The 21,165-nt window shown below is 69.0% G+C and carries 14 protein-coding genes and 1 tRNA gene; 10 read left to right on the top strand and 5 right to left on the bottom strand.

Annotation, left to right across the window (positions count from 1 at the left end; all coding sequences use genetic code 11):
* Nucleotides 1-24: 24 nt before the first annotated feature.
* From AC1DYP_RS01335 to AC1DYP_RS01310, 6 genes are all read left to right on the top strand, one after another.
* Nucleotides 25-3,504 carry a TonB-dependent receptor domain-containing protein gene (locus tag AC1DYP_RS01335; protein WP_477044799.1) on the top strand — a complete coding sequence of 1,160 codons (3,480 nt, stop codon included), beginning with the start codon at nucleotides 25-27 and terminating at the stop codon, nucleotides 3,502-3,504.
* 217 nt (nucleotides 3,505-3,721) lie between these two features.
* Nucleotides 3,722-4,576 (top strand): rhamnogalacturonan acetylesterase, encoded by an 855-nt coding sequence (locus AC1DYP_RS01330; RefSeq protein WP_477044798.1) that lies wholly within the window; start codon nucleotides 3,722-3,724, stop codon nucleotides 4,574-4,576.
* A 23-nt stretch (nucleotides 4,577-4,599) separates the two neighbouring features.
* The gene (locus AC1DYP_RS01325) at nucleotides 4,600-6,957 is read left to right on the top strand and encodes a glycoside hydrolase family 95 protein (protein WP_477044797.1); all 2,358 of its coding nucleotides are present in this window, start codon (nucleotides 4,600-4,602) and stop codon (nucleotides 6,955-6,957) included.
* A gap of 2 nt (nucleotides 6,958-6,959) precedes the next feature.
* Nucleotides 6,960-7,919 (top strand): pectinesterase family protein, encoded by a 960-nt coding sequence (locus tag AC1DYP_RS01320; RefSeq protein WP_477044796.1) that lies wholly within the window; start codon nucleotides 6,960-6,962, stop codon nucleotides 7,917-7,919.
* A 49-nt stretch (nucleotides 7,920-7,968) separates the two neighbouring features.
* Nucleotides 7,969-11,094 carry a glycoside hydrolase family 2 TIM barrel-domain containing protein gene (locus AC1DYP_RS01315; RefSeq protein WP_477044795.1) on the top strand — a complete coding sequence of 1,042 codons (3,126 nt, stop codon included), beginning with the start codon at nucleotides 7,969-7,971 and terminating at the stop codon, nucleotides 11,092-11,094.
* An 11-nt stretch (nucleotides 11,095-11,105) separates the two neighbouring features.
* Nucleotides 11,106-12,353 carry a pectate lyase family protein gene (locus AC1DYP_RS01310; protein WP_477044794.1) on the top strand — a complete coding sequence of 416 codons (1,248 nt, stop codon included), beginning with the start codon at nucleotides 11,106-11,108 and terminating at the stop codon, nucleotides 12,351-12,353.
* Here the strand turns inward: AC1DYP_RS01310 and AC1DYP_RS01305 are convergent.
* Nucleotides 12,350-14,281, bottom strand: coding sequence for a hybrid sensor histidine kinase/response regulator (locus AC1DYP_RS01305; protein ID WP_477044793.1), 1,932 nt, complete (start codon nucleotides 14,279-14,281; stop codon nucleotides 12,350-12,352). The two genes, AC1DYP_RS01310 and AC1DYP_RS01305, sit on opposite strands and share 4 nt — an antisense overlap.
* Nucleotides 14,282-14,633: 352 nt before the next feature.
* Here AC1DYP_RS01305 and AC1DYP_RS01300 point away from each other — a divergent pair, with 352 nt between their 5' ends.
* Nucleotides 14,634-15,398, top strand: a complete 765-nt coding sequence (locus AC1DYP_RS01300; RefSeq protein ID WP_477044792.1) for an OmpA family protein — start codon at nucleotides 14,634-14,636, stop codon at nucleotides 15,396-15,398.
* Between the two features lie 72 nt (nucleotides 15,399-15,470).
* Here AC1DYP_RS01300 and AC1DYP_RS01295 read toward each other — a convergent pair whose 3' ends face one another.
* Nucleotides 15,471-16,085, bottom strand: coding sequence for a TetR/AcrR family transcriptional regulator (locus AC1DYP_RS01295; protein WP_477044791.1), 615 nt, complete (start codon nucleotides 16,083-16,085; stop codon nucleotides 15,471-15,473).
* Between the two features lie 98 nt (nucleotides 16,086-16,183).
* Here AC1DYP_RS01295 and AC1DYP_RS01290 point away from each other — a divergent pair, with 98 nt between their 5' ends.
* A complete protein-coding gene (locus AC1DYP_RS01290) occupies nucleotides 16,184-17,200 on the top strand; it encodes a saccharopine dehydrogenase family protein (RefSeq protein ID WP_477044790.1) in 1,017 nt (338 codons plus the stop codon).
* On the opposite strand, the gene AC1DYP_RS01285 is transcribed toward AC1DYP_RS01290, so the two are convergent.
* From AC1DYP_RS01285 to gph, 3 genes are all read right to left on the bottom strand, one after another.
* Entirely contained in the window at nucleotides 17,187-17,837 is a 651-nt protein-coding gene (locus AC1DYP_RS01285; RefSeq protein ID WP_477044789.1) for a hypothetical protein, read from the bottom strand. The two genes, AC1DYP_RS01290 and AC1DYP_RS01285, sit on opposite strands and share 14 nt — an antisense overlap.
* A 288-nt stretch (nucleotides 17,838-18,125) precedes the next feature.
* Nucleotides 18,126-18,200: transfer RNA gene (locus AC1DYP_RS01280), tRNA-Val, on the bottom strand.
* A 45-nt stretch (nucleotides 18,201-18,245) separates the two neighbouring features.
* Nucleotides 18,246-18,977 (bottom strand): phosphoglycolate phosphatase, encoded by a 732-nt coding sequence (gene gph / locus AC1DYP_RS01275; RefSeq protein WP_477044788.1) that lies wholly within the window; start codon nucleotides 18,975-18,977, stop codon nucleotides 18,246-18,248.
* A 69-nt stretch (nucleotides 18,978-19,046) separates the two neighbouring features.
* On the opposite strand from gph, the gene glmU reads away from it, so the two are divergent.
* Nucleotides 19,047-20,435 carry a bifunctional UDP-N-acetylglucosamine diphosphorylase/glucosamine-1-phosphate N-acetyltransferase GlmU gene (glmU, locus tag AC1DYP_RS01270; protein ID WP_477044787.1) on the top strand — a complete coding sequence of 463 codons (1,389 nt, stop codon included), beginning with the start codon at nucleotides 19,047-19,049 and terminating at the stop codon, nucleotides 20,433-20,435.
* Entirely contained in the window at nucleotides 20,432-21,112 is a 681-nt protein-coding gene (rpiA, locus tag AC1DYP_RS01265) for a ribose-5-phosphate isomerase RpiA (RefSeq protein ID WP_477034745.1), read from the top strand. The genes glmU and rpiA overlap by 4 nt, the downstream gene beginning before the upstream one ends.
* Nucleotides 21,113-21,165: the final 53 nt, after the last annotated feature.

Raw genomic sequence — 21,165 nt, 5'->3', positions numbered from 1 at the left:
GGGACTAACTGGGGAGGGAAGTCCATGACCAAGTCCACGCATCCGTACACCTGCGCCTTGCTGCGAAACTCGTCGCGCCTGGCGCTGACGGCGGCGCTCACCGCCGGATTTTCGATCGGCCTCGCGGCGACCGCCGCCCAGGCCCAGAACACTCAGACCGCCTCCGCCGAAACCAATGTGATCGAAGAGGTCGTCGTCACGGGCTATCGCGCCTCGCTGCGCAGCGCGATGGAGACCAAGAAGACCTCGGACGTCATGCTCGACGCCATCAACGCCGAGGACATCGCCGACTTCCCGGACTCGAACCTGGCCGAGTCCCTGCAGCGCCTGCCCGGCATCTCGATCGACCGCGACAACGGCGAAGGGCGCACGATCAGCGTGCGCGGCCTGAGCGGCGACTTCAGCCGGGTGCGGGTCAACAACATGGAGGCGCTGTCCACCGGCGCCAGCAACGACGCCGGCTCCAGCCCCAACCGTTCGCGGGCCTTCGACTTCAACGCCTTCGCCTCGGAGCTCTTCAGCTCGGTGCGGGTGAGCAAGTCATCGTCGGCCGCCGCCGACGAAGGTTCGCTGGGCGCGACGGTCGATCTCTATACGGGCAAGCCCTTCGACTATAAGGGCTCCGCCTTCGCCGCCTCGGCCGAGGACTCCTATTACGAGAACGGCAAGACCCACAGCCCGCGCTTCACCGTGCTGGCGTCGGATCGCTGGTTCGACGGCAAGGTCGGCCTGCTGGTCTCGGGCGCCTACGCCAAGCGCAAGTCCGTGGACGACACCTATGCGCGCGGCGCCGGCTCGTCCGACTACACCTATCGTGGCTCGACCTGGACCGGCGACGAACTGCCCGGCCGCGCCGGCTTCGCCGCGCCGACCGGCACGGTGTTCACGGCCCTGATCCCCACCACCCTGACGGGCGCAGCGTTGACCGCCTACAAGGCGAATCCGGCCAACTACTACAATCCGATGGCCAATGCGGCCGCCTACGCCGAGATGACCGGCTCGGATCCGGCCGCCTACGCCAAGCTCTATCCGAACTGCGCCGCCGCGGTGGGGCAACCGGTGGCGGGGGTGACCGCGACGTCGCCGGGCTGCAACGACTCCCTGGTCCGCTTCCCGGCCCTGCCGTCGCTGACCCAGAAGGACGTCGACACCGAACGCCTGGGCCTGACCGCCGCGTTCCAGGTGCAGATCAGCGAACGCACCCGCCTGACGGTCGACGCGCTGTATTCGCGCTTCGAGAGCACCACGACCAACTACGGCCTCTCGCCGGTTGGCCTGAACCGCAACAACACCAACGCCAGCTATTCGTATGGGGGCAACGTGCCCACGGCGACCGCGCGCAATGGTTCGGCCATGACGGATGCCCAACGCCGGGCGCTCTATCCGGGGACCTGCACCTTCGCCGACGAAACGGAGCTGAACCCCGGTCAGGATTGCGGCCAGTCGCTGTACGGGACCACGCCGCTGCCCGGCTACAGCTTCAGCTACACGCCCTACAACCTCGATCCGTACGAGTACTACACCAACCCGGCGTCGCCCGGTTACGCCGGACCGGCCGCCTCGCTGCCGTTCCGCGGCGACCTGATCGGCCGCCCGTCGGTCAAGCTGCTCGACGCCGAGGTCGTGGGCCAGAACGCCGAGTATCTGAAGCTGGGCAACATCGACTGGCGCTCGTACGCCGACCGCGGCGCCTACACGACCGACTTCCGCCAGGTGTCGCTGAACCTGACGCACGAGTTCAGCGACCGCTTCCGCGCTGAATTCAGCGGCGGCATGTCGGAGTCGACGAACAAGAACCAGGGCACCCTGGTCGAGTTCAACTACATGGACGCCCAGGAGCCGTTCATCTTCGACGAGCGCGGCGCCAGCGGCATGCCCCGGTTCGACGCCGGCTTCAACGCCGCGGATCCCAAGAAGTGGGGGATCATCAAGGGTTTCTCCGGCATGCGCAATTACGTGCGCGAGACGGTCAACACCTACAAGGGCCTGAAGGCGGACTTCACCTACGAACTGGACGACAACTGGTCGGTCCAGTTCGGCAGCACCGGCCGCAGGTTCGAGTTCACCACCAACCAGTTCGAACGCAACAACGACCTGCTGAACCCCACCGAGAAGGAGGCCGGCGTCAGCATCGCGTCGTTGGGCCAGGTCGTCGATGTCGGCCAGGGCCTGAATGCGCCGGCCGGTACGACCACCAGCTTCTGGGCGCCCGACATGGAAGCCTTCGACAACGTCTTCGGCTTCACCTGCAACTGCATCAACAAGTACGGCGACTACCGCATCACCCGGAAGCGCAACCGTTCCGCCTCGTTCGGCGTGACCGAAGAGAACCTGGCCTACTACGCCCAGTTCAACTTCAACTACGACGTCCTGGACGGCCGCCGTCTGTCCGGCAACGTCGGCGTCCGTCAGGCCCATACCGAGGTGAACGCCCAAGGCGAAACCACCGCCGGCCGGCCGATCTACGGCGACAACAGCTATGACGACACGCTGCCGTCGGGCAACGTGACGTTCGAGGCCTTCCATAACTTCTACATCCGCGCAGCCGCCGCCAAGGTCATGGCCCGTCCGCTGCTGGGCAACCTGTCGCCGGCCGTGACCGGCATCAGCGTCCCCAGCGACGGTTCGAGCACCGGCGGCACGCTGACGGTGGGCAATCCCAAGCTGTCGCCGTTCCGCGGCAAGGCCTACGACGTGGCGGCCGAATGGTACTTCATGCCGGGCGGCCTGATCAGCCTGGGCTATTTCCGCAAGGACATCTCTTCGTATCCGCAGACGATCTTCTACGAAGCGCCGCTGTCGGAATTCCTCGACCCCGATGCGATCGAAGCGCTGAAGCTGGGCTTCCCCGGCGCGACCGGCGGCGACGTCTTCCGCCGCGCCTATATCGACGCCAACAACCCCTTCCTCGCCCGTCAGGTTCGCGACGCGCCGGGCGGCGTCCTGCAGGGCTGGGAGTTCAACTACCAGCAGGATCTGACCTTCCTGCCCTGGTACTTCAAGAACCTGGGCGTCCAGTTCAACGCCACCAAGCTGGACACCGAGCTGACCTACATCCTGGATCCGGGCTCGGTGAACGCCACGACCGGCGCGGTCACCAAGGCGCCCGTCTATGGCAAGGCGCCGTGGCTGGGCTCTTCGCCCGAGGGCCTAAACTTCACGCTCTACTACGAGACCGAGAGGTTCAACGCCCGCGTCTCCACGGCTTATCGCAGCGAGTACAACACGACTTATCCGCTCACCGCGGGCAACTGCGATCCGGGCCTGCAGTCGAGCGGCGCGGCCTGCGACAGCCCGCTGATCAACGAGTTCGCCGGCGCCAAGTCGACCATGAACGTCGACTTCTCGATGCGCTACCAGCCGATCAAGCAGGTCAGCATCACGTTCGAGGCGCTGAACATCACCAACGAGATGTCCGAACGGTACGCCTACTCTGACCCGGTCATCGCGTCGTACGGCGGCGCGGGTCCGAACTACCGGATCGGCGTTCGCTACAAGTACTAGCCCCTTCGGCGCGCGGCCGGCCGGTGTTCGCACCGGATCGGCCGCGGCCGACCCGAGAGCGTCGGCTCGCGCGGCGAGCGGGCGATCCTCGGTTGCTAAGCCGCCTCCCGCGGTGACTTAGGCGGACAGCTGGCCTTCCCGGCTGTCCGCCGCCTTTCTCCAGTACCGAGTCCGGAGACGACGGATGCGTTTCACAGCCCTTCTTCTCGGATCCTGCATGGCGGCTCTGATCGCCGCTTCGGGCGCCCAGGCTCAGACGCCCGTTCCCAATCCGCCGCCGCACTTCAACGCGATCAAGATCGTGCTGGTGGGCGACTCCACCACGGCGGTGCAGGGCGGCTGGGGCCCCAGCTTCTGCGCCAAGCACGTGACCTCGTTCGCCGCCTGCATCAACCTGGCCCGGGGCGGGCGCAGCAGCGGCAACTACCGGACGGAGGGATCGTGGGCCTTGGCGCTGAACGAGATCAAGTCGGGCGGCTTCAACGACACCTATGTGCTGGTCCAGTTCGGTCACAACGACCAGCCCGGCAAGCCCGGCCGGTCGACGGACCTGGCCACCGAGTTTCCGGCCAATCTGAAGGCCTATGTCGAAGAGATCCGCGCCGCCGGCGGCAAGCCGGTGCTGGTCACCCCGCTGACCCGGCGTCAGTTCAAGGACGGCAAGCTGGTCGACGACCTGGCCCCCTGGGCCGAGGCGACGCGCAAGGTCGCCGCCGAGACGGGCGCGCCGCTGGTCGACCTGCACGCCGACAGCTACGCGGCGGTCCAGGCCATGGGCGCGGCCGAGGCCACCCGCTTCGCCCAGTACCCGCCGCCCGCCCACGTGCTTGAAGCGGCCAGGACGGGCACGACGATCGCGGCCAGCACGCCGGCGCCCGGGACGGCTGGCGCACCGGCGGCCGGGGTTGCTCCGACCGCCCAGAACAACGCCGCCGTCGAGCCGATGGGCCAGGCCAAGCTGTCGTTCGACTACACGCACCTGGGCGAGACGGGCGCCGACTATTTCGCCACCATCGTCACCACCGACCTGGCCAAGGCCGTGCCGGCCCTGCGCCGGTTCCTGATCCCGTAGTTTCGCGTCCCGAGGACCTCGCCATGCGGCTGACCCGTAGAACGACTTTGGGAACCACGCTGGCCCTGGCGGCCGGAGCCGCGACCGGCGGCTTCGCGCAAGCCCGGGCGGCCGCGCCGACCTCGCCGTTGCGCCTCTGGTATCGCCAACCGGCCAACGAGTGGGTCGAAGCGCTTCCGGTCGGTTCGGGCCGCATGGGCGCGATGGTGTTCGGCGGCGTCGCGACCGAACGGCTGCAGCTGAACGAAGACACCCTGTGGGCGGGCGGCCCCTATGACCCGGCCAATCCCGAGGCGCTGAAGGCCCTGCCGGAGATCCGGGCGCTGATCGACGCCGGCGACTACGCCAAGGCGACCGAGATGGCCGACGCCCGCTTCATGGCCACGCCCAAGCGCCAGATGTCGTACCAGACGATCGGCGACCTGAAGCTGACCTTCCCAGGTCTCGATGGTCAGCCGACGGACTATGTCCGCGACCTGGACCTGGACGGCGCCATCGCCACGACCCGCTTCAAGGTCGGCGGAACCGGCTACACCCGTCAGGTCATCGGCAGCTATCCCGACCGGGTGATCGCCGTACGGCTCAGCGCCGACAAGGGCAGGGCGATCGCGGTCGACCTGAACTTCGAAAGCCCGCTGAAATCCAAGCCCGTCGCGAGCGTCGAGGGGGGCGACACCCTGGTCCTGTCCGGCGCCAACGACACCCAGCAGGGGATCGCCGCCCAGCTGAAGTTCGAGTGCCGCGTGCGGGTGCTCAACAAGGGCGGGACCCTGAGCGCCAAGGACGGCGTGCTGTCGGTCGCGGGCGCCGATGAAGTGCTGCTGCTGATCGCCGCCGCCACCAGCTACCGCCGCTTCGACGACGTGGGCGGGGATCCGACGGCGATCAACCGCGCGGTGCTGGCCAAGGCCTCGACCAAGCGGTGGCAGGCCCTGCTGGCCAGTCACCAGAACGATCATCGGGCCCTGTTCCGGCGGGTCGGCGTCGACTTCGGGACCACCACGGCCGCGCTGAAGCCGACCGACGAGCGCATCAAGGTCTCGCAGACCACCGACGATCCGGCCCTGGCGGCGCTGTACTACCAGTACGGCCGCTACCTGCTGATCGCCTGCTCGCGTCCCGGCGGCCAGGCCGCCAACCTGCAGGGGATCTGGAACGACAAGACCTCGCCGCCCTGGGGCGGCAAGTACACGATCAACATCAACACCGAGATGAACTACTGGCCGGCCGAGCCGACGGGCCTGGCCGAGTGCGTCAAGCCGCTGATCGAGATGGTTCGCGACCTGTCGGTCACCGGCGCCCGCACGGCCAAGGTGATGTACGACGCCCGAGGCTGGGTCACCCACCACAACACCGACCTGTGGCGGGCCAGCGGACCGATCGACGGCGCCAAGTTCGGGGTCTGGCCCACCGGTGGGGCCTGGCTCTGCAAGCACCTGTGGGACCACTACGACTACAATCGCGACCGCGCCTATCTGGCCGACGTCTATCCGCTGATGCGCGGCTCGGCGCTGTTCTTCCTGGACGCCCTGGTGGTCGATCCCAAGTCCGGCAAGCTGGTGACCAACCCGTCGATCTCGCCGGAGAACAGCCACGGCCACGGCTCGTCCCTGGTGGCCGGTCCGACCATGGACCAGGCGATCATCCGCGACCTGTTCACCGCCTGCATCAAGGCCGCCGCCATCTTGGGAACCGACGTCGAGTTCAGCGCCCAGCTGGCGACCGCGCGCGAGAAACTGGCCCCCTACAAAGTCGGCAAGGACGGCCAGCTGCAGGAGTGGCAGGAGGACTGGGACGCCGACGCGACCGACATCCATCACCGCCACGTCTCGCATCTGTACGGTGTGTTCCCCAGCGACCAGATCGCTATCGACACCACGCCCAAGCTGGCTGACGCCGCCAAGGTCTCGCTGAACACCCGGGGCGACATCTCGACCGGCTGGGCCATCGCCTGGCGGCTGAACCTGTGGTCGCGGCTGGGCGACGGCGACCGGGCTCACAAGATCCTGTCGCTGCTGCTGGGCCCCGAGCGGACCTATCCCAACATGTTCGACGCCCACCCGCCGTTCCAGATCGACGGCAATTTCGGCGGGACCTCGGGCATGACCGAGATGATCCTGCAGAGCCGCAACGATCAGATCCTGCTGCTGCCGGCCCTGCCGTCGGCCTGGCCGACCGGACGCCTGACCGGCCTGCGGGCCCGGGGCGCGGTCGGCGTCGACGTGATCTGGTCGCGCGGCCAGCTGGAGACGGCGGTGTTCACCGCCGCCGCCGACGGTCGCCATCACGTGCGCTACGGGGCTTCGGCCATCGACCTCGACATCAAGAAGGGCCAGCGCGTCCGCCTGACGGCGCGCGACGGCATACTACGGAGAGCCTGAGCGTGACCCGACTGATCGCTATCGTTTGCGGGCTGGCGGCCCTGATGCTCGGCCTGGACGCCCAGGCAACGACCCTGCGGGTCGGAAAGGGCGGAGCCTACGCCAGCGTCCAGGCCGCCGTCGACGCCCTGCCGGCCGACGGAGGGACCCTGGAGCTGGCGCCCGGCGAGTATCGCGAGAAGCTGACCGTCGCCAAGCCGAACGTCCGCCTGATCGGCAAGGGCAAGCGGCCGCAGGACGTGTTGCTGGTCTGGAGCGACGGGGCGATCACCGCCGGCGGCACGTTCAAGTCGGCCTCGGTCAACGTGTCGGGCGACGGCTTCCGGGCCCGCAACCTGACCATCCAGAACGACTATCACCTGAAGGACGCCCGCCCGTCCCAGGCCGTGGCCCTGGCCATCACCGCCGACCGCGCGGTGCTGGAAAAGGTGCGCCTGCTGGGCGCCCAGGACACCCTCTACGCCGCCAGCAAGAAGACCGCCCCAAGCCGGCAGTACTTCAAGGATTGCTACGTCGAGGGCCATGTCGACTTCATCTTCGGCGACGCCAAGGCTTTCTTCGACCGTTGCCACATCCACGGCATCGCCCACGAGACCGTGATGATCACGGCCCAGAGCAAGTCCAAGCCGGAACAGGACAGCGCCTATGTCTTCGACCGCTGCCGGATCACCGCCGACCCGAAGGTGGGCGAGCTGTGGTTCGGCCGCGCCTGGCGGGCCTACGCCACCGTGATCTTCATGCGCACCCGCATCGACGCGGCCCTGCATCCGGAAGGCTGGCGCGAATGGACGCCGGGCAAGACCGACACCCTGGGCACGGCGACCTACGCCGAGTTCGCCTCGACGGGGCAGGGGGCCAGCCCCAAGACCCGCGAGCCGCGCAGCCGCCAGCTGACCGCCGACGAGGCCAAGGCCTGGAGCCGCGACGTGTTCCTGGCCGGCCCCGACGGATGGCGTCCGTGAGAGCCCTGTTTCAAGACCTGATTGAAGTTCAAGCCCCGTGAGCCGGACCATGCGCGTAGACCGACGAAGCTTCCTGGCCGCCGGCGGCCTGGGCGTGGCCGCCAGTCTGGCGCCGGCCCTGGCGAATTCCGCCGAAACCGATCCGCTGGCCATCGCCGACGAGGGCTGGAGCCTGTGGATCGACCAGGCGGCGCCCTGGAAGGACGACGCCATCCACCTGCCCGGGGCGTTCGACCTGAAGGCCCTGCCGGTCAATCCGCCGACCGGCGGCTGGGCCAGCCTGGGCTCGGGCGACGCCCTGCGCGTGGACCTGCCGACCACGGTCGAGCAGCACCTGTGGGGCAAGTTCGGCACGCGGCCCTACGGCGCGGACGAATACCGCTACGCCGAGGACGACGACGTGCCGCAATACGGCGCCTACAAGGGCGTCTCCTGGTGGTCCAAGGCGATCGACATTCCCGCCTCCGCCAAGGGCAAGCGGGTGATGCTGAACATCCGCGGCGCGCGCCTGCGGGCCGAGGTGTTCCTGAACGAGCAGCTGGTCGGCTATTCGATCATGTCGGAGCTGCCGATCAACTGCGACCTGACCGCCGCCATGCGACCGGGCCAAGCCAACCGCCTGGCGGTCCGCATCACCAATCCGGGCGGCCGCTTCGACTGGCGTGACAGCACCACCATGATGTGGGGCAAGGCCAAGTTGTTCGCCTCGCACGGCTTCGGCGGCCTGGATCGCGGCCTGGCCCTGAGCGTCCACCCGCTGTCGGCCCGGATCGACGACGCCTGGGTGCTGAACACGCCCGACGCCCGGCGGGTGACAGGCTTCATGGAGCTCGTGCTCGACAAGCCGGTCGCGGCCGCCAAGCTGGCCGGCCTGCGCGCCAAGGCGGGGCTGGAGCTGGTCGACGACCGCACGGGCCGCCTGATCCCGGCCGAGGTCCGCCTGGAAGCGCTGGAGGGGATCGACGCCACGCGCGTGCGGGTCCGGTTCAGCCTGGCGGCGCCGAGCGCCAAGCTCTGGGACCTGGAGACGCCCGAACTCTATCGCCTGCGGTTCCGCTGGACCGAGCGCAAGGACGCGGTCGACACGCGCGAGGTTCGCTTCGGCTTCCGCTGGTTCGGCGTCGATGGCGTCGGGACCGACGCGATGCTGCGCCTGAACGGCCGGCGGGTGCGGCTCTATTCGGCGATCTCCTGGGGCTATTGGGGCTTCAACGGCCTGTGGCCGACGCCGGAGCTGGCGCGCCGCGAGGTGACCTCGGCCAAGACCCTGGGCCTCAACGCGCTGCACTTCCACCGCAACGTCGGCAAGCCCGAGGTCTTCACGGCGATGGACGAGATGGGCCTGTTGCGGGTGATGGAGCCCGGCGGCGGTCGCCACGCCATCGGCAAGGACCTCAAGCCCGGCGAGAGCCTGTCGCCCGCCGACACGTTCAGCCGCGACTTCATGGTCGAGAAGTGCAGGGCCATGGCCCGGGCTTTCCGCTCGCACCCGTCGCTGGTCCAGTACACCTTGCAGAACGAGATCGGCGCGAACCTCGCCAATCCCGACGTCCAGGCGGTGCTGAAGGCGATCCACGACGTGGACCCCAGCCGGGCGGTGATCCTCAACGACGGCTTCGTGGCGCGCGGCGCGGCCCAGGCCATGTGCCTGCCCTATGACGACCGCTACTACCGCTCGGACGTCGAGGAATGGGGCGGCTGGTGGGTCAACCATCAGGGCGCCGGCGATCAGTGGTACGACAAGTTCTACGCGGGCAAGGACGAGTACATTCACCGCCAGACCGGCAAGCCGTTCATCGTCGAGTTCGGCGAGATGCAGGGCTGCGCGGTCGCCGACAACCACGCGGCCATGCTGGTCGAGATCCTGGCCAAGGGCGGCAAGAGCTACGACCTGGAGGACCACAAGGCCGTGGTCGCGCCGACCAACGGCTATCTGGAGCGCTGGGGATTCAACAAGGCGTTCCCGACCAGCGAAAGCCTGTTCCTGTCGATCGGCCGCAAGGCCTACGAGGCTTGGCGCGAGTATCTGGAGAACATCCGGATCGGCGACAGCGTCGACGTCGCCGCCATTTCCGGCTGGGAGAGCACGGCGATCGAGAACCATTCCGGCATCGTCGACGTGCTGCGCGGCTTCAAGGCCGATCCGGCCCTGATGAGCCAGAGCCTGCGGCCGGTGCTGGCGATCGCCAAGCCCCGTGCCCGGGCCTATGCGGCGGGGGACAGCGCCGAGCTGGACCTCTATCTGCTCAACGACACCGGCAAGGCCGTGTCGGGCGAGATGGCGCTCAGCCTGGTCGGGCCGGACGGAAGCGTCGAGGCCCTGGGCCGGTGGCCAGTCCCGGCGGGGCAGTCGCCCGACGTCTTCAGCTACCTGGTGGCCGAGAGCGTGCGGACCCCGGCGCTGCGGCGCGAAGGGCTGAACGTGATCCGCATCGCCCTGGGCGACGTCGTCTCGGACCGCGAGATCTGGGTGACCGGACCGGCGCCGAAGCCGGCCAAGCCCGCGCGGATCGGCGTCTCGGGCATCGCCCGCAGCCTGCGCGACCAACTGGCGGCCGTGCCGGGCGTCGTCGTCGAGGACTTCAAGCCGGGCGTCCGCTACGACGGGATCATCGCCTCAGGCCTGAAGAGCGACGAGATCGTGCGCCGTCAGGTCGGCGAACAGACCGGCCTGGAGGCCCAGCCCAAGAAGGGCGACAAGCCCGTCGTGGTCCTGGGCGACCTGCCGCCCGAGGTCCTGGCGGCGGTCAAGGCCGGCGCGCCGCTGCTGGCCATGGTGCAGGAGGACGGCCTGGCCGAGGGCGTCGCCAAGCAGCTGTCGGGCCTGGGCCTGTTCGACTACGCCGGCCAGGTCGGCGGCCTGCGCGCCCCCTGGATGGGCAACTGGAACTATGTCCGCGCCCATTCCACCTTCGCCGGCCTGCCGGTCGACATGGGCATGAGCGTGCTGCACCAGGTCGAGGGGCAGCCGTCCAACGGGCTGGTCGTCGACGGAACAGGCGTCGAGGTGATCGCCGCCTACAGCCGCGACCACGATCGCAAGAACGGCGCGGCCAGCTTCATCGCGCGCAAGGACGGCATGCGGGTTCTGGTGCACCGTCTGCCCGACATGGCCGGTCCGCTGCAGCGGCGCTGGCTGGCCAACGCGGTCGACTGGCTGGCGCGCGGATCGTGAGGGAGGCTGAGATGAAGGACCAAGCCATCGGGATCGATCGGCGGGCGATGCTGCTGGGAAGCGCCCTGGCGCTGCCGGCCTTTGGCGCGATCGCGGCGGCGCCCAAGCCGGGTGCGTTCGAGCGCCTGGGCTGGGCGGCCGGCACGCCCGGCGGCGACGGCGGGCAGGTCATCCGGGTGACGACCCTGGCCGCCGACGGTCCGGGCTCGTTCCGTGCCGCCGTCACCGCCAAGGGCCCGCGCACCGTGGTGTTCGACGTTGCGGGCGTCGTCGACCTGGGGCGCAAGAGCATCAAGATCGTCGAGCCCTTCCTGACCATCGCCGGCGAGACCGCCCCGTCGCCGGGCGTGACCCTGATCAAGGGCAGCCTGGCCATCGAGACCCACGACGTGATCATCCGCCACCTGCGGGTGCGCGCGGGTCGCGACGGGGCCCCGGCGCGCAGCGGCTGGGAGGTCGACGGCATCACCTGCTGGAAGGCTCGTGACGTCATCGTCGACCACTGCTCGATCAGCTGGGCCACCGACGAGAATCTTTCGGCCTCGGGCCCGCGCTTCACGGGCGGCGAGGACCCCAAGGGCTGGCAGGAAGGGACCTCGCGCCGGATCACCTTCAGCAACAACATCGTCGCCGAGGGCCTGTCGAACGCCAGCCACGTCAAGGGCGAGCACTCCAAGGGCAGCCTGATCCACGACAACGCCACCCAGGTGCTGATCGTCGGCAATCTCTATGCGCACAACCGCGAGCGCAACCAGCTGTTCAAGGGCGCGGTCGAGGCGGTGTCGGCCAACAACCTGATCTACGACCCGGGCACGCGCGCCATGCACTACGCGCTCAACGCCTCGGAATGGACGGGCCACACCTGGCGCAACGGGCGCCTGGCCCTGGTCGGCAACGTGGTCAAGGGCGGGGCGTCCACCGACCTGCGGCTGCCGTTCCTTATCGTCGAGGGGCAGGGGGACCTGGACCTCTATGCGCACGACAACCTGGCCAACTACGCCGACGGCCGCCCCATGCCGCCTTCGCGCGTCATCCCCGCCGAGCCTCTGCCGAAGATCAACCTGCTCGACAAGCCGCCGGTGTGGCCCGAGGGCCTGGAGGCGATCCCCGCCTGGCGGGTCGAGGCCAAGGTCCTGCTGAACGCCGGCGCGCGGCCCTGGGACCGCGACGCCGTCGACCGCCGGATCGTCCAGGACGTGCGCCACGGAACCGGCCGGGTGATCGACGACGAGAAGGATGTCGGCGGCTATCCGCGCTAGTTCGGTTTCGACGCCAGGATCGTCAGCAGCCCGTCGATCGAATAAGGCTTGCGCACGAGTGGGAAACCCCCGGCGCCTTGCTCGACGATGACGTGGCTATAGCCGCTGGTCAGCACGATCTGCAGCTGCGGCCACCGATGCCGGATCAGCTGGGCCAGCTCCAGCCCGCTGATGCCGGGCATGACCACGTCGGAGAACACCAGGTCGAACGCGTCCGGATTCTCGCCCAGTTGCTTGAGCGCGGCCTGTCCGTCGCCGACCCAGGTGACGGTCTGGCCCAGTTCCTTGAGCAGGCCGGCGGCGAACTTGCCGACGCCCTCGTTGTCCTCCACCAGCAGGACGCGACGCCGGGGCACCGTCGACAGGTCGATCAGCGCGGCGGCGGGGACGGAGGTGGTCAGGGCCTGGCCGTTGGCGCTGGGCAGATAGAGCGTGAAGGTCGTACCGACGTCCTCCTGGCTCGCGACGTCGATCTCGCCCCGCGACTGTTTGGCGAAGCCGTAGACCTGACTCAGTCCCAGCCCCGTGCCCTTGTCGACGGGCTTGGTGGTGAAGAACGGCTCGAAGATCTTCTTCAGCGTATCCGGCGTCATTCCCGTGCCGTTGTCGGCGATGTCGACGGCGATGAACGCCCCGCTCGCGGCGGCGTGGCCGCGAACCGCTGGAACGCGGTCGACATTCCGGGCGCGGATCTTGATCGTCCCGCCGCGGGGCATGGCGTCTCGGGCGTTGATGACCATGTTGAGGACCGCGGTGTCGAACTGGCTGGGATCGGCCTCGACGACGTGTTCGGCTTCGGGCAGGTCGGTCTCGATGGTCACCGACGAGCCGATCGTGCTGCCGATGATCCGATGCAGGCCCCGCAGGCGCGCGCAGACGTCGAAGATCTCGGGCTGCAGGGGCTGGCGTCGGGCGAAGGCCAGAAGCTGACCGGTCAGGGTGGCGGCGCGCTCGGCGGTCTCGGCGATCGCCTCGATGTAGCGGGTGCGCTTTTCCTCGGGCAGGCCGGGCCGGCGCAGGAAGTCGGCCGAGGCGCGGATGACGGTCAGCAGGTTGTTGAAGTCGTGGGCGACGCCGCCGGTCAGACGGCCGATCGCCTCCATCTTCTGGGCCTGGACCAGGGCTTCGCGCGAGCGCTCGAGCTCCTCCTCGGCCTGGCGTCTCTCGGTGATGTCGCGGGTCACCTTGGCGAAGCCCAGCAACCGGCCGGTGTCGTCGTGGATCGGATCGATCAGGACGTTGGCCCAGAACCGCTCGCCGTTCTTGCGTACGCGCTGGGCCTCGCCGGAGAACTTGCCCTCGCGCAGCGCCGTGGCCAGGGCCCTGGCCGGAGCGCCGGCTTCGCGGTCCTCGGGCGTGTAGAACAGCGAGAAATGCCGGCCGACGATCTCGCCGGCGGTGTAGCCCTTGATCGCCTCCGCGCCGGCGTTCCAGTTGGTGACCTTGCCGTCCGGGTCGAGCATGTAGATGGCGTAGTCCTTGACGCCCTCGACCAGGAGCCGGAAGCGCTGCTCGCTCTCGTACAGCGCCTGGTCGGTCGCGCGCCGTTCCGAGACGTCGCGGGTGATCTTGGCGTAGCCGACCACCTCGCCGCCATCGATCACGGGATCGATCACCACGTGGGTCCAGAAGCGCGTGCCGTCCTTGCGCACCCGCCAGCCCTCGGCCTCGAATCGGCCGGTTTCGGCGGCGGTGCGCAAGGCGCGCTCGGGCATGCCGATCTTGCGGTCTTCCTCGGTGTAGAAGGTCGAGAAATGCCGGCCGATGATCTCGTCGGCCGTGTAGCCCTTGAACAGCTGGGCGCCGGTGTTCCAGGTCGCGACGCGCCCCTCGGCGTCGAGCAGGTAGATGGCGTAGTCCTTGACCGCGTCGATCAGCAGCTGGAAGCGCGTGGCCTGGTCGAGGTCGATCAAGCGACGAGATGGCATTAAGTCCGACATGTCCTGGAAGTGCTGCGCTGAAGGTGGAACCCCGAGTTCTCCGGTGAGGTTCCGCGAGGCGACGGTGTCGCCGAAGGCGCAACATCGCGCGCCTGTGGAGCTGGCGCAACAAGAGCTGGCGATACGTCAAAATCGACCGGCAGGTCTGCTCCGCCTCGGGGGATGGCCTGCCCCGGGCTCAGGTGTCTAACGGATGTCGCGCGAGCTGTGCCGGGCGTACCACCACGGCGACCCTGCGTTGCGAGGGCGCCGCCGCATCGCGGGCCGGGCGCGCGGGCGATGGAGAACGCGCGACATGGATATCCGCAAAGCGATGGCAGCTATGCTCGGAGCGGTCCTGATGGCCGTCCCTGGACTCGGATTTGCCCAGGAGGCCCAAGTCTACAAGGGCATGATCGTTTCGCATGCCGACAACAGTCTCGTCGTCAGGATGGGCGCGGAAGAGCAGACCCTCGCCCTGACGCCGGACACCAAGATCACGGTCACCGCCGGCGCGGGGGTCCTGCAGCGCGAAAGCGGTTCGACCGAGGACCTGATCCGCGGCCTGGCCATCGAGTTCAGGGGGCTGCCGTCCGCCGATGGCCTGGTCGCCCAATCCATCACCTTCAAGAAGTCCGACCTGAAGACCGCCAGGCAGATCTCGGCCGGCCTGTCCCAGACCGAAGCCGGCGTCGCCTCAAACAAGCAGGCGATCGCCGAGCAGGAAGAGCGGCTGAACAATGTCGGCAACTTGGTGGCGGCCGGCCGGGCCAAGGTGTTCTTCGAGGTGGGCAGCGCCACGATCTCGGCCCAAGGCAAGCAGGACCTGCAGGACATCGCCGCCAAGGCCAAGGGCATCAAGAGCGGCTTCCGGCTGGCGGTGGTCGGTCGCGCCGACCCGACCGGCGACGCGGCCGCCAACAAGCGCCTGAGCGCCCGCCGCGCGGCGGCCGTGAAGTCCTACCTGATCGAGAGCTGCGCCATCGTGCCGCCCTACATCGTCCCGGCGACCGCCCTGGGTGAAGACTCCGTCGCCCAGGATCCCGATCCGCCCAAGACCGCGGCCGAAGCCCGTCGCGTCACCGTGACGATCCTGATCAGCAAGGCCAACGCGCCGGCGAACTGAGCCGACGATCGCGATCCCCGAGCCGTCACCGTTTCCAAGCCCACGGGTCTGGACGGTGGCGGCGAAGGCGTGTCAGCGCGCGGCCTCGACCAGGGCCTGGGCCGCGCGTTGCAGCAGCCCCTTCGCCTCGGCCGTCGACAGGATCGGCGTGCTGACGAAGGCCCCGTTGATCAGAACCGCCAGCTGTCCGGCCAGCTCTTCCGAGCGGGCGACGCCCATCCGCTGGGCGATGTCGAGCAGCCGACGCCTCAGCTCAAGCTTGTGCGCGGTGGCGACCAGCCTGGCCGGATGCTCGGCCTGGGGAAATTCCGCGGCGACGTTCAATTGCGGACAGCCGCGATATTTGGGCCGCCCGACCCGCTCGCCGATCCAGTCCATATGGGTCTGCAGCTCGCCCGCCGGGTCGTCGGGGTGTCGCCGCGTGACCTCGTCCCAGGTGCGCCAGAAGTCCTTGTCCTCGCGTTCGAGAAAGGCGGCGATCAGGTCGTCCTTGGTGCGGAAGTGACGATAGAGGCTGGTCTTGGCGACGCCGGCCTCCGCGACCACCAGATCGACCCCGACCGCGCGCACGCCCTCCCGATAGAACAGGCCCGAGGCCGTCTCGAGAATGCGCTCGCGGACCGCGTCGCCGGTCTTGGCGGCGGCCGGATTGTTGGTGGACGTCGAGCGTCCGGAATCTTGCTGCATCACGACACCTCCAGCCCCTCGTAGCACGGCGCCGGTTGACACGCTACAGACCTGTTTGTAGCTATGCGGAACAGACAGGTCTGTAGCGAGGTTGCGCCATGACGAATTTCGAGACTTCCAAGCATCGGGTGGCCGTGTTCGGGGCCTCGGGCCACACCGGGCGGTTCGTGGTCGACGAGCTTCTGCGGCGGGGCTTGGCGCCCGTGGCGGTCGGACGGCGGGCCGAGGCGCTCCAGGCCGCCTTCCCGGGAAGCGACGTCGCGATCCGGACGGCCAGCGTCGAAGACGCCGCCGCGCTCGACCAGGCGTTCGAGGGCGTGGCCGCGGTGATCAACTGCGCGGGGCCGTTCCTGGACACCGCCGAGGCGGTGGCGTCGGCGGCGCTGCGGGCGGGCGCCCACTACATCGACGTCTCGGCCGAGCAGCCCAGCGCCCAGGCGGTGTTCGACCGGTTCGACGGACCGGCCCGCGCGGCCGGTGTGGTCGCCCTGCCGGCCATGGGCTTCTACGGCGGGTTGGTCGACCTGCTGGTCACGGCGGCCATGGGCGATTGGGCCGAGGCTGACGACATCCAGATCGGCATCGGGCTCGACCACTGGTGGCCGACCGAGGGCACGCGGATCACCGGGGCCCGCAACACCGCGCCGCGCCAGGTGATCGTCGAGGGGCGGCTGGCGCCGCTGGCCAATCCGCCGCCGCGCACGACCTGGACCTTCCCGGAACCGGTCGGATCCCAGGCCATGATCGCGGTGCCGTTCTCCGAGGTGGTCGTCATCGCCCGGCACCTGAAGACCGCGCGACTGGACACCTATCTCAGCGAGACGGCGCTGAAGGACATCCGGGACACTGCGACCCCGCCGCCGACCGCCGTCGACGAGCGCGGGCTGTCGGCCCAGAAGTTCGTCGTCGAGGCGATCGTGACGCGCGGCGGCCAGACGCGGCGCGCGACGGCCGCCGGCCGCGACATCTACGGGTTCACCGCGCCGCTGGTCTGCGAAGCCGTCGAGCGCCTGCTCGCCGGCGATGTGGCGAGCGGCGCCCTGGCGCCGGGCGAGGCCTTCGACGCCGCCGACTTCCTGGCGGCGCTGCCCTTCGACGCCTTTACGGTTGCTTGACGGTCACAGGGCGCTTGAGGACCAGGGGCGCACGGAGGACGGGCTTCTCCGGGCCGGTGTAGGGCAGGGAGGAGTGGTGCAGGATGATGCGCACCACGCCCTTGTCGTCCTTCTTGAAGGTCCAGGTCTTGTCGACCGTGGTGACCTTGCCGTCCTTGTCGGTCATCGAGACGTTGCCCATCGTGTTGGCGACGGCGCCGTTGATCTGGATTCCGACGTTGCGGACCGCCACCGAGCGCCAGCCCTTGAGCGCGAAGCCGTCATCGTGAGGATACGCGGGGTCGTGGCCGACGAAATAGGACAGGGCCCCTTCCTTGGTCAGGCGGAAGGTCTGGGGTTCCTGGGTCAGGGTCGGTTTGAACAGCACCGGTCCCATGTTGTAGCCGTAGGCCTTGTCGATTACCTCGCTGGCCAGCGGCTTGGCCTTTTCGATGCCGCCGGTCTCATAGGCCTGCGAGATGGCCACCAGCGCGTCGCCCCAGGCCTTCTGCGCGGCGAGGACCTCCGGTTCGGTGATCTGGACGGCGGCGGGAGGCGCGGGCGCGGGCGCGGGCTTGGGCTTGCAGCCCGCCACGGCCGTGACGGCGGTCAGGGCGAAGAGCGAGGCGGTCAGGGACCGGCGGCTGGGAGGGATCATCTTGTCCTACCTCTGTTGCGGATCGACGGGCGAGCGCGAGGAGGGGATCGGGCGGAGATCGTCGCGATGAGGTTTGACAGTTCTGGCGTCATGCTCGGCCCCCCAAGCGTGGCCTAGAGAACGACGGAAATCGACGCTTAACAAGACTAAAAGATGAGTGGAGCTATTGCGCTACTCTTGAGTGCATTCGCCTCGTGGCTGGGCGCATCAGCGTCGAACGGCGACGAACGACGCCGACGGCGCGTGCGGTCCGCGGCTCGAAACAAGTTTCAGGATCATCGGGGAAAATGGTGGATGCTGCAGGGATTGAACCTGCGACCCCCTCGGTGTGAACGAGGTGCTCTCCCGCTGAGCTAAGCATCCGCCGTGTCGGTGAGGTTCAAGGACCTCGCCGCGAGAGGGACGGGCCTATAGCCCGGCGTTTCCGGGACCGCAAGAGGTCAAAAGCGTGATGCAGGCCGACGGGACGTCGGAGAAGGCATCTATCAACAGATCTCCGCCCAGGGTCTCCACCGGAGCCTCGGTGTAGCCGAACGTGACCAGCAGGGTCGGGACGCCGGCGGCCTTGGCGGCCAGGGCGTCGTTGATGCTGTCGCCGACCATCACGGCGCGGGCCGGATCGCCGCCGACCGCAGCGATCGCCGCCAGCACGTGACGCGGGTCGGGCTTGGCGGCGGGCGCGCTGTCGGCGCCGACCACGGCGTCGAAATACTGGGTCAGGTCCAGGGCGTCGAGCAAGGCGACCGACAGGTGAGTCAGCTTGTTGGTGCAGACCGCCAGTTTCGCGCCCGCCGCCCGGAGCGCGACCAGGGTCTCGACCACGCCGGGAAAGGGCGCGCTCTCGTGGGCGATGCGGCCGAGGTAGAGGGCGATGAAGCGTTCGACCAGGGCCGGGGCCTGGTCCGCGTCGAGCGGCGCCCCGGCGGCGGCGAAGCCGCGCTCCAGCAGGGCCTTGGCCCCGCGCCCGACCATCTTGCGCACGTCGTCGAACGGCAGGGGCGGCAGGCCTTCCTCGGCGAGGATGATGTTCAGCGAGGCCACCAGGTCCGGGGCGGTGTCGACCAGGGTGCCGTCGAGGTCGAAGGCGATCGTCGCGCCCTTCAGAAAGTCGGGGGACAAGATGTCGTTCTGGGCATGCATGGCTCTGGCCTTTCGGCTAAACGCGCGGCTAATGCAACTTTGGTCCGTGCTTCGGGAGTCGCTTCGCCCATGACCAACGCCGTTTCGTCGCCGGCTCGCCCGAGGGCGGCCGTCATCCTGGCCGCCGGCCAGGGCACGCGGATGAAGTCGCCAACGCCCAAGGTGCTGCACAGGATCGGCGGGCGGACCCTGCTGGACCACGCGATCGACACCGCCGAGGCCCTGAACTGCGAGCGCATCGTCGTGGTGGTCGGCGCCCACAGCCCGCAGGTCGGCGAGCATGCCCGCAAGCGCCTGGGCGAGGGCGCGACCGTGCTGCAGGATCCGCCGCAAGGCACCGGCCACGCCGTGCTGGCCGCCCGCGACGCCCTGGCCGACTTCGACGGCGACGTGGTGGTGACCTTCGCCGACTGCCCGCTGTTGAGCGCCCCGACGATCGAGCCGCTGTTCGACCTGCGGACCGGTTCTTCGCGCGGGGGGGGCGCTGACGTGGCGGTGCTGGGCTTCGAGGCTGCCAATCCCGGCGCCTATGGCCGACTGATCCTGGCCCCCGGCCACGTGCTGCTGCGGATCGTCGAGGCCAAGGACGCCGACGCCGCCGTCAAGCAGGTCAAGCACTGCAATTCCGGCGTCCTGGCCGCCGACCGCGCCCTGCTGTTCGACCTGCTGGCCAATGTCGGCAACGACAACGCCAACCAGGAATACTACCTGACCGACGTGGTCGGCCTGGCGCATGACCGCGAACTGTCGACCCGCGCCGCCTTCGCGCCGGAAGCCTCGGTGCAGGGCGTCAATTCCCAGGCCGAGCTGGCCGCGGCCGAGGCGGTCTGGCAGGCCGCCCGTCGGTCGGCCTTCCTGGTCGAGGGCGTCACCATGCCGGCCCCGGACACCGTGCACCTCAGCTGGGACACCAAACTGGCCGCCGGCGTCACGGTCGAGCAGTTCGTGGTCTTCGGGACCGGCGTCAGCGTCGCCACGGGCGCGGTGATCAAGGCGTTCAGCCACCTGGAAGGCGCGGCCGTCGGCGAGGGGGCCCTGATCGGTCCCTATGCCCGTCTCCGGCCGGGCGCGGACATCGGTCCGGACGCCCACATCGGCAACTTCGTCGAGGTCAAGAAGGTCAAGGTCGGGGCGGGGGCAAAGGCCAACCACCTGTCGTACCTGGGCGACGGCTCGATTGGCCCAAAAGCCAATATCGGGGCCGGCACGATCTTCTGTAACTACGACGGCTTCGACAAGTTCGAGACCCACGTCGGCGCGAACGCCTTCATCGGCTCCAACACCGCCCTGGTGGCGCCGGTGCGGGTCGGGGAAGGGGCGATGACCGGCTCGGGCTCGGTGATCACCAAGGACGTCGAGGACGGGGCCCTGGCCCTGAGCCGCGCGCCGCAGAGCGACAAGCCGGGCTGGGCGGCCAAGTTCCGCGCCCTCAAGCTGGCCAAGAAGGGGAAGAAATGAGCGCCGACGATCAGAAGCGAATTTCGGGCGAGGCCGCGGCCGAACTCGTCGAGGCCGGCATGGTCGTGGGCCTGGGCACGGGCTCGACGGCGGCCTGGTTCGTGAAAGCCCTGGCCGCGCGCAAGCTGGACATCCGCGGCGTGCCGACCTCGGAAGCCACCGCCAACCTGGCCCGCGAGCTGGGCATCCCGCTGGCGGCGCTGGACGACGTCAAGTCGATCGACCTGACCGTGGACGGCGCCGACGAGGTCGGTCCGGGCTTGTCGCTGATCAAGGGCGGCGGCGCGGCCCTGCTGCGCGAGAAGCTGGTCTGGGAGGCCTCCAAGCGCTGCGTGGTCATCGCCGACGCCGCCAAGAAGGTCGATCACCTGGGCAAGTTCCCGCTGCCGATCGAGGTCGTGCGCTTCGGCCATGTCCATACCGGCCATCGGCTGGCCGACATCGCCGCCGAGTTCGAGCTGTTGCCGCCGCGCCTGCGCATGGCCGACCGAGGCATCGTGGTCACCGACGGCGGCAACGTGATCTACGACCTGCCGTCCGGCGTGATCGCCGAACCGGCCGCCCTGGCGGCGGCCTTGAAGACCGTGACCGGCGTCGTCGACCACGGCCTGTTCCTCGACCTGGCGGACGAAGCCCTGATCGGAACCGACCAAGGGGTGGTCAAGCTGGTCCCCTAGACCCATATCCGCCCTCTCCCGGGCTCACGGCTGAGCCCGACCCGACTATGTGA

Source organism: Caulobacter sp. P1_D6 (genome assembly GCF_056406095.1).
Note: the sequence above shows the minus strand (reverse complement) of the source record. Positions and strands in the feature narration are given on the sequence as shown.

Excerpts from the sequence above, each read along its gene's own strand:
- AC1DYP_RS01335 (WP_477044799.1), top strand. The coding sequence starts at position 25 with ATGACCAAGTCCACGCATCCGTACACCTGCGCCTTGCTGCGAAACTCG.
- AC1DYP_RS01330 (WP_477044798.1), top strand. The coding sequence starts at position 3,722 with ATGGCGGCTCTGATCGCCGCTTCGGGCGCCCAGGCTCAGACGCCCGTT.
- AC1DYP_RS01325 (WP_477044797.1), top strand. The coding sequence starts at position 4,600 with ATGCGGCTGACCCGTAGAACGACTTTGGGAACCACGCTGGCCCTGGCG.
- AC1DYP_RS01315 (WP_477044795.1), top strand. The coding sequence starts at position 7,969 with ATGCGCGTAGACCGACGAAGCTTCCTGGCCGCCGGCGGCCTGGGCGTG.
- AC1DYP_RS01310 (WP_477044794.1), top strand. The coding sequence starts at position 11,106 with ATGAAGGACCAAGCCATCGGGATCGATCGGCGGGCGATGCTGCTGGGA.
- AC1DYP_RS01305 (WP_477044793.1), bottom strand. The coding sequence starts at position 14,281 with ATGCCATCTCGTCGCTTGATCGACCTCGACCAGGCCACGCGCTTCCAG.
- AC1DYP_RS01300 (WP_477044792.1), top strand. The coding sequence starts at position 14,634 with ATGGCCGTCCCTGGACTCGGATTTGCCCAGGAGGCCCAAGTCTACAAG.
- AC1DYP_RS01295 (WP_477044791.1), bottom strand. The coding sequence starts at position 16,085 with ATGCAGCAAGATTCCGGACGCTCGACGTCCACCAACAATCCGGCCGCC.
- AC1DYP_RS01290 (WP_477044790.1), top strand. The coding sequence starts at position 16,184 with ATGACGAATTTCGAGACTTCCAAGCATCGGGTGGCCGTGTTCGGGGCC.
- AC1DYP_RS01285 (WP_477044789.1), bottom strand. The coding sequence starts at position 17,837 with ATGATCCCTCCCAGCCGCCGGTCCCTGACCGCCTCGCTCTTCGCCCTG.
- gph (WP_477044788.1), bottom strand. The coding sequence starts at position 18,977 with ATGCATGCCCAGAACGACATCTTGTCCCCCGACTTTCTGAAGGGCGCG.
- glmU (WP_477044787.1), top strand. The coding sequence starts at position 19,047 with ATGACCAACGCCGTTTCGTCGCCGGCTCGCCCGAGGGCGGCCGTCATC.
- rpiA (WP_477034745.1), top strand. The coding sequence starts at position 20,432 with ATGAGCGCCGACGATCAGAAGCGAATTTCGGGCGAGGCCGCGGCCGAA.